Annotated in this window: 10 protein-coding genes; 8 read left to right on the forward strand and 2 right to left on the reverse strand. The window is 35.9% G+C overall.

The features are described from left to right. Nucleotides 1-14: 14 nt before the first annotated feature. Nucleotides 15-554, forward strand: a complete 540-nt coding sequence (locus tag V7183_RS02150) for an NADPH-dependent FMN reductase (protein ID WP_097898629.1) — start codon at nt 15-17, stop codon at nt 552-554. Between the two features lie 235 nt (nt 555-789). Here the strand turns inward: V7183_RS02150 and V7183_RS02155 are convergent, their stop codons facing one another. Further along, on the reverse strand, nt 790-2,265 hold the full coding sequence (locus V7183_RS02155) for a protein adenylyltransferase SelO (RefSeq protein WP_335358563.1): 1,476 nt from the start codon (nt 2,263-2,265) through the stop codon (nt 790-792). Nucleotides 2,266-2,857: 592 nt separating this feature from the next. Here V7183_RS02155 and V7183_RS02160 point away from each other — a divergent pair. The 7 genes from V7183_RS02160 (at nt 2,858) to V7183_RS02190 (ending at nt 11,742) form a co-directional block, all read left to right on the forward strand. Beyond that, nucleotides 2,858-3,412, forward strand: coding sequence for a YdcF family protein (locus V7183_RS02160; protein ID WP_335358564.1), 555 nt, complete (start codon nt 2,858-2,860; stop codon nt 3,410-3,412). 102 nt (nt 3,413-3,514) lie between these two features. Further along, entirely contained in the window at nt 3,515-4,468 is a 954-nt protein-coding gene (locus tag V7183_RS02165) for an ABC transporter ATP-binding protein (RefSeq protein WP_097898679.1), read from the forward strand. Between the two features lie 3 nt (nt 4,469-4,471). After that, nucleotides 4,472-5,977: an ABC transporter permease/substrate-binding protein gene (locus tag V7183_RS02170; RefSeq protein WP_335358565.1), complete on the forward strand. Its 1,506-nt coding sequence runs from the start codon at nt 4,472-4,474 to the stop codon at nt 5,975-5,977. 217 nt (nt 5,978-6,194) lie between these two features. After that, on the forward strand, nt 6,195-7,622 hold the full coding sequence (arcD, locus tag V7183_RS02175; RefSeq protein WP_097898633.1) for an arginine-ornithine antiporter: 1,428 nt from the start codon (nt 6,195-6,197) through the stop codon (nt 7,620-7,622). A gap of 95 nt (nt 7,623-7,717) precedes the next feature. Next, nucleotides 7,718-7,978 carry a LemA domain protein gene (locus tag V7183_RS02180; protein WP_097898634.1) on the forward strand — a complete coding sequence of 87 codons (261 nt, stop codon included), beginning with the start codon at nt 7,718-7,720 and terminating at the stop codon, nt 7,976-7,978. A 109-nt stretch (nt 7,979-8,087) separates the two neighbouring features. Further along, entirely contained in the window at nt 8,088-9,902 is a 1,815-nt protein-coding gene (locus V7183_RS02185) for an AAA family ATPase (RefSeq protein ID WP_335358566.1), read from the forward strand. Further along, a complete protein-coding gene (locus V7183_RS02190; protein ID WP_335358567.1) occupies nt 9,892-11,742 on the forward strand; it encodes a hypothetical protein in 1,851 nt (616 codons plus the stop codon). Before V7183_RS02185 ends, V7183_RS02190 begins: the two co-directional genes overlap by 11 nt. 200 nt (nt 11,743-11,942) lie before the next feature. Here the strand turns inward: V7183_RS02190 and V7183_RS02195 are convergent. Beyond that, the coding region (locus V7183_RS02195) for a YoaK family protein (protein WP_335358568.1) at nt 11,943-12,513 on the reverse strand (571 nt) is incomplete at its 5' end.

Consider the following 12,513-nt stretch of genomic DNA (forward strand, 5'->3'; position numbering starts at 1 on the left):
GGGGAGAAATATTCATGAAATTAGTCGTAATTAATGGGACACCACGAAAATTTGGTAGAACACGTGTTATTTCAAAATATATTGCTGAGCAATTTGAAGGAGAATTATATGATTTAGCGGTTGAGGAATTACCTTTATATAATGGTGAAGAATCACAGCGTGAATTAGAAGCAGTAACAAAGTTAAAAACTTTAGTGAAAGAAGCGGATGGTGTAGTGCTTTGCACACCTGAATATCATAATGCAATGAGCGGTGCGCTTAAAAATGCATTAGATTTTTTAAGTAGTAGTGAATTTATTCATAAACCGGTAGCCTTATTAGCAGTTGCGGGCGGAGGGAAAGGCGGAATTAATGCATTAAATAGCATGCGTATTGTAGCGAGAGGTGTGTATGCGAATGCAATTCCAAAGCAGGTTGTATTAGATGGTTTATACGTACAAGATGGCGAGATTAGTGAAGAGGCAAAACCATTGATTCAGGATTTAATAAAAGAACTAAAAGGATACATGAATGTATATAAAGAGGTAAAGAAACAATTAGGGGTTGAGGGATAAAACGCTCTTTATCATAATATTGACGAAGAAGGTGTACGATCAAATCTATATTTTCGTGATAGAGATGTAGTCGTTAATTCGTACTAAAACTCTAAACTATGTCCATCAAATGTATCTGTAAACTAAAATAATGCTACCTCAAGTAACGAGGTAGCATTATTTTGTACCAATAGTAAAACGAGACAAGGCGTTAATGCAATTATAAAAAAACAGAACCATTCCTAATACTTCTATGTTATGTACCGCAAAAAGTTCGGTAAGGGTAGGATGATGGCGCAGGCGGTGTGGCGTAATCAGCCTGTTCCGGGGAGTGCGCGTAGGGACGCGAAAGAACATCAAGAAGTTGCTTCATCACGCTGTAATCTCCTTGTTTCACTGCGGCTTCTAGTGCGGCTTCTACCCGGTGATTCCGCGGGATTAGTGCAGGATTGCTGTTTCGCATTAATTGATGTGAAGAAGCTTTCGATTCCTGCTGTCTGTCTAGTCTCGCTTGCCACTGCTTATACCATTGAGTAAATTCTGGGGTCCCAAACAAGACTGTATCCTCTAGTGTATCAAAAGTTAATGTGAGGAAGGTATTAGTATAGTCCGCACGATACTTCTGCATCATACTAAGGAGGTCTTCAATAAGGGATTCATCCTGTATTTCTTCGTTAAATATTCCTAGTTTAGCTCTCATTCCCGTGAGCCAATTAGATTGATACAACTTAGTAAAATCTGAAATCGCATCCTGGGCCAGTTTGATAGCCTGCGTCTCATCTATATGCAGCAGTGGCAATAGAGTTTCAGCAAATCGTGCGAGATTCCACCCGGCAATATGTGGCTGATTGCCATAGGCATATCGACCTTGAATATCAATGGAGCTGAATACCGTTGCCGGATCATAAGTATCCATGAAGGCGCAAGGACCATAATCAATAGTTTCTCCACTAATGGTCATGTTATCGGTGTTCATCACTCCGTGAATAAAGCCAACAAGTTGCCACCCGGCAATTAGTGTGGCTTGACGCTTAATCACTTCTTGAAGCAGGAAAAGATAGCGGTTCGGGGCAGCGCCAACGTCTGGATAATGGCGTTGCAATGTATAATCAGCGAGAATTCGGAGATCTTGAGCAGTGCCCCATTTTGAAACGTATTGAAAGGTGCCGACGCGCAGATGACTTGCAGCTACACGGGCCAGAATTGCCCCAGGTTGCTCGGTTTCACGAATTATTGACTCACCGGTAGTCACTACCGCTAGACTACGGGTAGTAGCAATACCAAGCGCATGCATTGCTTCACTGATGATGTATTCGCGCAGCATCGGTCCAAGTGCTGCGCGACCATCACCTCGGCGGGAGTATGGTGTTTTACCAGAACCCTTAAGCTGAATATCAACCCTCTTATCTAGGGGAGTAATCTGCTCGCCAAGTAACAGAGCTCGGCCGTCTCCTAACAAGTTAAAACGTCCGAATTGATGCCCCGCATAAGCTTGAGCAAGAGGTAAGGCACCTTTGGGAATCCGGTTGCCAGCAAGCACCGCTATACCATCTTCGCTTTGCAGCGCCTGAGCGTTCAACCCTAGGGATGCTGCCAATGGATCATTGAGAATGCACAACTTAGGTGAACGTACAGGAGTTGGACTGTGGGTGGTAAAAAATGATTTTGGCAGACGGGCATAACTATTGTCTAAGTTCCATCCTGTTCCTGTTATTTCTTTTCCCTTTGTCATTGTATCTCCCTTTCTTTTTGTTTTTTACATAAAATAAAATTTGTTATGAGAAAATCTTAAAGCAGGTCCTCTTTTCTTGTCACATAGCAATATTTTTAGGAGAAAGATCAAAATTATACTCAAATTGGAAAATGAAAAAATACATTGAAATCTGAAATTGCAAAAGGTTTTAGCGCACAACTTGATACAATTATAACATCTCGTGCAAATGATTTTGTTGGTGGGTTCTTTTCCTGAGTTTATCTAAAAAAATAGTTAATTTCAATAAACGGAAGATGTAGAGCTTCTCTTGTTGATTGTATTTATGTGAAAAGAACATGCGAAAAAGAGGAGGAACTTCCAGTAAATCCATTGCATGATGGGAGCAAAAATACAAAAGTTATAAGGGAATCATATAAAAGAGGGTGTGAATTAACATGGGAAAAACGAAAGCACTAGGATCAGCGAAACATAAAGGTAATCAAACGCAGGATCATACGTCTTCAAAAAAAGCACGAAATCCTCAAAATGCAGGACAACGTAGTCACTAAAAATACTTCTGTCTCCCTTTCTTTTTCGATATAATGTAAAGAAAGGGAGTGTAAATTTATATATGAAATGGATTTTATTTTTACTTTGTTTATTGCCAACACTATATATTATGTATATAACATATCGCATGAATAAAGTAGCTCATGAGAAAGTAAGCAATTGCGCTCCGTACATATTAATTTTAGGAGCAAAACTATTTGGGGATAAGCCTTCTTTATCTCTTCAAAATCGATTAGATGCAGCTTTAGAATATCTGCATGCTCATCCAGAAACAAAAGTGATTGTGTCGGGTGGCCAGGGGGAAGATGAGGATATTCCAGAAGCACATAGCATGCGAAATTATTTATTGAGCCACGGTATTAAAGAGGAATTTATATTACTTGAGGATCGTTCGACAAGCACATATGAAAACCTAAAATTTAGCATAGATTTATACGGTGTGAAGCACGCTGTTGTTGTAAGCAATACGTATCATTTATATCGGACGAAGATTATTGCTGAACGTTTAGGTATGAGGATGGAAGCATTAGCTGCCCCGACGCCAGTGCGTTCTAAGAAAAAGGCATACATACGAGAATACGCCGCGATTATGAAAACAATATTATTCGATCACTAGAGCCTAAGCAAAGGGCTCTTTTTTATGGGGGTAAGCGTATCATTTGAAAAGCAGGCTAGATTCCATCAAAATGAAAGAAATAATAATAAGGGAGTTGTATTTGTGATTCAATTTAATCATGTGTCAAAAGCATATGAAGATGGTACGAAAGCAGTGGATTCATTGCATTTAGAAATTAAAAAAGGAGAATTTTTTGTTCTCATTGGACCGAGTGGGTGCGGGAAAACGACAACAATGAAAATGATTAATCGTTTAATTGAAACGACAGAAGGATCAATTTCTATTGATGGAAAAAACATTCAAGATTATAACATTCATGAATTGCGCTGGGACATTGGATACGTCTTGCAGCAAATCGCTTTGTTTCCTCATATGACAATTGCTGAAAATATTGCGATTGTACCTGAAATGCGAAAATGGAGTAAAGAGAAAGTCCGAGAACGTGTAGATGAATTGCTTGATATGGTTGGATTAGATCCAGATGTATATCGGGATCGTATGCCGGATGAACTATCTGGTGGACAGAAGCAGCGTGTGGGAGTTGTACGGGCACTAGCAGCCAATCCGAAGATTGTTTTAATGGATGAACCATTTAGTGCACTAGATCCATTAAGCCGTGAACAGTTACAAAAAGATATTGTGAAATTACAGAGAAAAATTCAAAAAACAATTGTTTTCGTAACGCACGATATGCAAGAAGCATTATCACTTGGTGATCGTATTTGTGTAATGAAAAAAGGGAAAATTGTTCAATTAGATACACCAGAAGGAATTATACATAATCCAGCGAATGATTTTGTAGAAGAGTTTATTGGAAATCGTGGTCGCCCTTGGTACGAAGGGAAGAACGTTGAAGATATACTGCCATTTGAGAATAGTGAACAAAGACAAAATGACATTTCACCTCTATCTTTATGGTCTCCTCTGCAAGAAGCGTTGATTCGCTTGCAGACAGAAGAATCTGTACCAATTGAAAAGGATGGACAATATGTTGGGACAGTGACAAGCCGCCATATTGTGAACTATATAGTTAGGCAAATGAAGGAAAGGGGCTAAATAGTGTCTGCATTATTACAAGTCTTTCAAGAACGAAAATTAGAATTATTTCATGCATTGATTGAACATCTTCAAATTTCACTTATTTCTTTATTTTTTGCAGTAATCATTGCAGTTCCGATCGGTATTTTGTTAACAAGAAGAGAGCGAATTGCCGAGTTTATTATAGGAACATCAGCTGTTATGCAGACGATCCCTTCATTAGCTTTACTGGGGCTTTTAATTCCACTAGTAGGTATTGGGAAACTTCCAGCAATCATTGCGTTAGTTGTGTATGCGTTATTGCCTATTTTACGAAATACTTATACAGGAATTCGTAAGGTAGATGAATCGCTTATTGAGGCTGCAAAAGCAATGGGAATGAATAGCTGGAGAAGATTATGGAAGGTAGAACTTCCACTCGCATTGCCAATTATTATGGCGGGTATTCGTACAGCGATGGTATTAATTGTTGGAACAGCGACGTTAGCTGCATTAATAGGGGCTGGAGGACTCGGAAAACTTATTTTACTTGGTATTGATCGAAACGATCATGCTCTTATCGTTTTAGGGGCTGTACCAGCTGCGCTATTAGCTTTATTCTTTGACGGAGTACTTCGGATGTTTGAAAGTACAAAACGTTCTCCAGGGCGTATTATATCAGCTGTATGTATTGTAGTCATAGTTACACCCTTTATTGGGAATACGCAACAGAAAGATATTGTGATTGCCGGGAAACTTGGATCTGAACCAGAAATTCTAATTCAAATGTATAAACAACTTATTGAACAAGATACAGATTTACATGTAGAACTGAAACCTGGGTTTGGGAAAACAGCATTTGTTTTTGAGGCTTTAAAATCAGGAGAAGTTGATATATATCCTGAATTTTCAGGAACTGCTTTATCCACTTTTGTGAAAGAAGAGCCGAAGAGCACGAATCGTGAAGCAGTACATGAACAAGCACGTATAGGTATGGAAAAGAAATATCATATGAAAATGTTAAAACCAATGGAATATAATAATACATATGCACTAGCAATGCCCAAAAATATTGCGGAGCAGTATCATGTCAAAACAATTTCAGATTTAAGAAATATTTCTGCGAATGTTAAGGCAGGATTTACATTAGAATTTGCCGATAGAGAAGATGGTTATAAGGGATTGCAAAAATTGTATGATTTTCAGTTTGCAAATATAAAAACGATGGAACCAAAATTGCGTTATAGTGCAATTGAATCAGGTGATGTTACAGTTATTGATGCGTATTCTACGGATAGTGAACTTGAGCAATATGGGCTTCAAGTATTAGAAGATGATAAAGGGCTCTTTCCTCCATACCAAGGGGCTCCATTATTAAGACAAGAGACACTTGAAAAATATCCTGAGCTTGAAAAGGTATTGAATAAACTTGCTGGAAAGATTTCAGATGAAGAGATGCGAAAAATGAATTATGAAGTAAATGTAAATGGTAAAAGCGCTGAAAAAGTAGCAAAACAATTTTTACAAAAAGAAAAGCTAATTCGTTAATTTTTACAAGAAATATACAATTTTATGTTTGGGAAATGACCGTTCATTACAAAATGAACGGTTTTTTCGTGCATACTTATACATTTTTTCAAAAAAGTATTCCCTTTTTACTCATTTTCTTTTAGAATAAGTAATGTTTTCCTGAAAAAATATAATAGAAACGTCTATTAGAGAAAAGGTGACTTTAATAGTTGAAAGGATGAACATAACACCTAGAATGACAGATGGGGTGGTACCGATAGAAAAGAAATTAGGATTTTTTCCATTAATCGCATTAGTAGTTGGAACAATGGTTGGCGGTGGCGTATTTAGTCTACCTCATGATTTAGCAGTAGGGGCAAATAGTGGCGCCACAATAATTGGATGGTGTATTACAGCAATGGGAATGATTCCGCTTGCACTTGTATACCAAACATTAGCAAGACAAAAACCAGAGCTTGAGGGTGGAATTTATAGTTATGCACGCGCTGGATTTGGTGAATATATTGGTTTTAATAGTGCATGGGGATATTGGCTTGCAGGGATTTTAGGAAACGTAGCAACAATTATGTTATTGTTTAGTACGCTTGGATATTTCTTCCCTATTTTCAAAGGAGGAAACAATGCAGCTTCTATCATTGGTGCATCTCTTTTATTATGGACACTTCACTTTCTGATTTTAATTGGAATTCGTGAAGCGTCTATTATGAACTTTATTGCAACAATTGGAAAGCTAGTTCCCATTCTATTATTCATTGTAGTGATGGTTACAGCGTTTCGTTGGGATACGTTTACACATGATTTCTGGGGTGAGGGAACAATTTCTGTTTCTTCTGTACTTGGGCAAGTGAAAAATACGATGCTTGTTACACTTTGGGTATTTATTGGAGTGGAAGGAGCAGTCGTATTATCTGGAAGAGCAAAAAATAGCCGAGATGTTGGAAAAGCAACAGTGTTCGGACTCATTTTAGTCATGTCTATTTATATTTTGATTTCAGTGCTTTCAATGGGAGCTATGACAAGACAAGAACTTTCTGCTTTAGAAACTCCGTCAATGGGACATGTATTAGAGCACGTTGTTGGACCGTGGGGCGCAATTGCTATTAATATTGGATTAGTTGCGTCACTTATTGGGACATTAATCGGTTGGTTCTTACTTGTTTCTGAAATATCTCATGTAGCAGGGAAAGATGGTGTATTTCCGAAAGTCTTTACGAAAACAAATAAAAAACAAACACCACATATGGCATTATGGATTTCAAATGGTGTTGCACAAACGTTATTTATTATCGTTCTGTTTTCGGCATCAACGTATCAAATGATGTATTTTATTGCATCTACATCCATTTTACTACCATACTTATTATCAGCACTGTATCAATTGAAATTAGTTGTTACAAAGGAACTGAAGCGTGCCAGATTAAAAAATGGATTATTGGCTTTAATTGCATCTGCGTATTCTATATGGTTGATTTACGCAGCGGGCTTAAAGAACTTACTACTTGTCTCAATTGTATATGGTATTGGACTTGTTGTTTATATGTTTGCACGAAAAGAAAAAGGAAATCGTTGTTTTTCAGGTATGGAGAGATATGCAATGGCTGTAATTGTTATTGCAGCAATCGTATCACTGTACATGCTTATTACAGGTAATATCAAAATGTAGAAAAGTCCTCTTGAAGGGCTTTTTTATTTTGATTACAAGGAGTTCGCATTTATTTACAGAATATCTAATATGTAAGATATTTAGGAGGGATGAGAATGGAAGAGAAAGAACAATTAGCAAGAATTATGGAATTGGCAAGTGACTTACGGAAAATTTTAGTACAGGAGTCATTTTTTAATCATCATCCCGAATTGCGTGGAGTTATTGAAAATTTAGCTGGTTCTGTAGAAACTTTGGCGGATTTACAGCATAATAAGGATGAAAATGCTGAAGATAGACTACGATATGTACTTGCTAAAATGAAGATCGCTCACAATGCTATTTTGCAAGAGAAAAAAACTTTTCCTTCTCACTAATATAAGTCTTACTCTTTGTAACCTGACGGATAACGTCAGGTTTTTTGTTTCTAGTTTTCTGCGGGAGTTCATACAATAAGAACAGCATGAAAAAAAGAAGGTGAGTGTGTTGAAGCTGCATAAAGCTCTACATCCAAGTTTTATAAAGCGAATGTATCACATGAGATTTCTTGGGAGGTTTGTAGATGGTGTGGAAGAGAAGGCGGGGGATACTTTTTTTGTACAATGTCTTTCTCCAATCCCTTCTGTTTTGCAATCACAGTTTGCTGACGAGCCATATCTTTTTGAAGGTGTATATAGTAATAAAAAAAATGAGAAAGTTTTCGCTGACTTAAAGAAAAGAAAATTAGAAAGACAGTTGGTATTGTTTCGGCTTTATTACGAAAGAGGGAATTTATATGTTGAGTTAATATGTACAGAGCAGAGAGAAATAGTAGATGCATATAAGATTGTTCCTTCACCAAGACTACCTGGATATAAAAAAAGAGAATCCTTAGAACGTAAACTGGGCAATGGTTACTTATCTTTTCTTATGCCGAAGTTTCCGCAAGATTTTGATGTGCCAGAGTTATTGTGGCATGAGGGAAGACTATATGGAAATTTGTCATTAAAACCTTCTGTTAGTTCAATTGCATATTATGAGCAAAGAAAGGAATGTAAATATATCGAAATTGATGATTGGACCAAGTGTGTAGAGTTAGAAGTAGATAATCACTTGTATTTTGTGAGAGCGAATATATATGAGCAACTTGTAAAACGTGTTGTAGAAGAGGGGAAACTAGTTGAAGTGATAGATATAAAAACGCAGAAAGAAGAGAAAGAATGGGATGAGCGTGAATCTTCTTTTTTACAGTATGTACAGGACGTAGTGTACGCTAAAGATTTATATATAGATGCAACTGATGTCTTTAATTTTCATATTAGTGTCAAAACAAATATGTTAACGATTCTTGCGGGCATACCGGGGGTTGGAAAATCACGTTTTGTGCAAGCCTATGCGGAAGCGCTTGGGCTACGTTATGGTGAGGAACTAGTATGGATTCCTATATCCCCATCATATCAAGAACCACATGATTTACTTGGTTATCTTCATCCAAATGGAACTTTCATAGAAAGTGACACAAAGTTAGTTCGAACACTATTAAAAGCAAAAGAAAATCCGAATCAGCTGTATATGGTTGTATTTGATGAAATGAATATGTCACATATTGAGCATTGGTTTACACCGTTTTTATCTATCCTTCAATTAGAAAAGAAAAATCGTATTCTCACTTTATATGAGGAAGTACCTGAAATAGAAAACACAATTCCATCCAAAATTGAAATTGGTGAGAATATTATTTTTATTGGCACTGTAAACTTTGACGAAACAACGAAAGAATTATCCGACCGCTTATTAGATCGAACAAATCTCATTACCCTTCAAAAAATTCCATTTTGTGAAATGAGTATGGAGCAAGATAAAGAGACACAACTTTTGCCTCTTAAAGTAACAGCTGGAGAATTTCGCGTAAATTGGTTACGAAATAAAGCAATGATTGACGTTTTTTCAGAGGAAGAATTGGAGTTGCTAGATAAATTACACGGCGTATTATCGTCATATGATTCATCGAAAGGTATTTCTTTTCGATGCGCAGCTGCGATTGCTACGTATTTGCAAAATATCCCCCTTCAAAATAATCACACCTATATGATTAGCAGGGAAGAAGGGTTTGACTTACAAATAAAGCAACGTGTGTTAACAAAGTTACGTGGAACAGAAATGACAATTGGTGCTCTTCTTTCTGAAGATGAAAAGAAAGGCGCAATGCTTATACCACTGTTACAGTCGCCGCTTGCAAATGATGTTTCTACATTTGAACATTCTTTAGCCTATATAAGGCAAAAACGGCGTGAATTGGAGTTGTATGGATATGCAAAATGAGGAGTGTTATGAGACTGAAATTGTTGATACAAAGGAGAAGCTCCCATTTGTATTAAAATTGATCGTAGGGATTGAAGCAAAGGGAGAGTTTATTCTTTTGAATCGTCTTTGTACCTCTACTATAGCGCTCTCACAGTGTGTTTATAAAGTGCAGGAGTTAAAATCATTACGCTTATGTTTACATTATGAAAAACCAGCTCATATTACATTTATATGGAATAAAGTATATGAGGGACAAAAAAACTTAAAGGAATCGCAATATGAATTACATGAAAAAAGGAAAAAAGTATTAGTATATGAGCATGGGAAAACTGATTTTTTTTATCCGTGGCGCTGCGGTTTATATCACTTTGAGGTACGAGTGGAAGAAGAAATATACTATGGAGCGTTTCAAATTGTTCCCAAAAATTTCTTGAATGATCAATTTGAAATGATTCAAACTTATGTGAAATCAATTTTAAATGAACTGATTTTAGATAGGGGGTATTATAAAAAGACATTTTCAGCACTTAGTGACATTGAGGATTCTTCATATTTAATACTACTTCGAATGCTTCCGCAAAAAATGAAAAAAATAAAACAAATTTATAAGGAAGTGGAAATGAATACGAAATATATGAATAAGTACGATTGGGAAATAAGAGAAAGAAAGGCTACGAGAAAAAGTGTAGTAGTTGGTGAAAGAAAGCCTTGGGGAAAATATTACAATCGTAAGTTTGTTGAACAAAAAGATAGTTTGGAAAATGCTTTTCTGAAATTTAAAACGAAACAATTTTATTATTATTTGTTAGAAATGCAGAGTTTTTTACAAAAGACGATCGAAATATTAGAAGGAACCAAGCACATGAAAAAAGAGGAATACCAAGCTGTGAAAACAATTATGCAAACGATTGACCGTAATGGATCTGTGACGGATAGAGAAAAACAAAAATATCGGAATATACATTTGTTGAAAGAAGCAGATGTACGAAAAAGTTCTTTGAAAATACAAGAATATAAAATACTGTATCGTATTGTATATCAAAGTGCACAGTATTTTCAAAACTTGTTACACTCCCCATTTTGGGGAGATATTTCTGAAAAAACCAACATCACTTTACATGCTTTATCGGTACCTCATCGCCAATTAATCTCTTACTTAGAGTTGTTACCACATCATAATCAACACTCTCCAGCGTTATTATTTGTATATAAACCAACATTTTTAGTGTATGAGTATTATGCTTTTTTTATTGTTATTTCTATATTACAACAGATCGGATTTATAGACGAAATTCCAATTCGTGAACAAATACAAAAATATTTTTATTTAGATGGATTACAAGATGGTACGACAATTATTTTAAATCGTGATGATTTTCAGATTCATATTGCATTTAATGATTTGATTGAAACACATCCTCTTATTGCACTTAGTAAGGGAAGTCATTTTTATAATGGAGAGGATACGAAAAAACCAGACATTCGTTTAGATTGTTATGTAAAACAAGGAGAAAAGTATGAATATGAATCGTCTATCATTATTGAAGTGAAATATAGTCCCATGTATAATATTTTTCAGCCTCTTGGTAATACAAAAGCAACGGAACAAATGTATAAATATTGGTCTATTAAATATGTAGATGAAAAAGATGGGAAACGTATTTTCAAGAGAAGAGCGATTCACGAAGTGATTTGTGTTTATCCAGGAAGCCATATGCATGGAAAGAAAATTGAATCTGGTTGCGGTGTTTTCTTGCAATTATATCCATATAAAACGAAGCAAGGTAAAGAAAAGTTAGCTGGAAAACACGGGCTTGTACAAATTTTTGAGAAATGGCTAAAGAATACCGTTTTATAAAAAGAACTCCTTGCTTTTTGAATAAAAGAAAATCCTGAGAATCATTATTTCCTAGGATGTATTGTCAATTTGAAGTAATTGTTTTCCTCATACGATTTTAATGTTGTTAACACGCAGCACTCGACATAAATCGTATGAGGAAACTGGTAGTGAATCAATTGCGATAATGAGGTATTATCAAAGTAACATTAAAAAAACTTTTATTTCAATGTTAAGGGTTTTCTCAAATAACCTCTGTCCCTATGATACAAAATCAGAGCAATCACTAAAATTCCTGATGCAATCCATATAGATGTGTTTCCTATATGAGTGGTGGAAAATGTCCCTAACGACGCACCAAATAAAAAAGAAAGAATGATAACAAAGAATTCTTTAAATTGTTTTTTCGCTTCTTGATTATGTTCTATGAATGCCAAATATGCTGCCTGCGTTGCAGTTCGAAGGTTTCCTGTTGTCATCGTTGAATTGTAGGTCCACTTGTCTAGTTTGTTAAAAGTGGAAATTTGTAAAGATGATACAAACGAAATACATACGGTTATCACTATGTTAGGTACACTTTTTGGCAAAATACCTACAACGGCTAAAATGATACATTCTAATATAAGGATAGAACGTCTATAACTATGTAATAGTTGTCTTATATGAGGAATCTTTACTACTTCTGATACCAAAACACCTAATATAAAAGCTAAAATAGGCGGGATATAAAGTAAAGCACTTTTCCATTCCCCACTAGCTGCTCTTATAGCGAATAGTACTATATTTCCTGTC

The sequence above is a fragment of the Bacillus sp. JJ1127 genome, from assembly GCF_036965845.1.
Classification (GTDB): Bacteria; Bacillota; Bacilli; order Bacillales; family Bacillaceae_G; genus Bacillus_A.

Coding starts and splice junctions, on each gene's coding strand:
- V7183_RS02150 (WP_097898629.1), top strand. CDS start 15: ATGAAATTAGTCGTAATTAATGGGACACCACGAAAATTTGGTAGAACA.
- V7183_RS02155 (WP_335358563.1), bottom strand. CDS start 2,265: ATGACAAAGGGAAAAGAAATAACAGGAACAGGATGGAACTTAGACAAT.
- V7183_RS02160 (WP_335358564.1), top strand. CDS start 2,858: ATGAAATGGATTTTATTTTTACTTTGTTTATTGCCAACACTATATATT.
- arcD (WP_097898633.1), top strand. CDS start 6,195: ATGACAGATGGGGTGGTACCGATAGAAAAGAAATTAGGATTTTTTCCA.
- V7183_RS02180 (WP_097898634.1), top strand. CDS start 7,718: ATGGAAGAGAAAGAACAATTAGCAAGAATTATGGAATTGGCAAGTGAC.
- V7183_RS02190 (WP_335358567.1), top strand. CDS start 9,892: ATGCAAAATGAGGAGTGTTATGAGACTGAAATTGTTGATACAAAGGAG.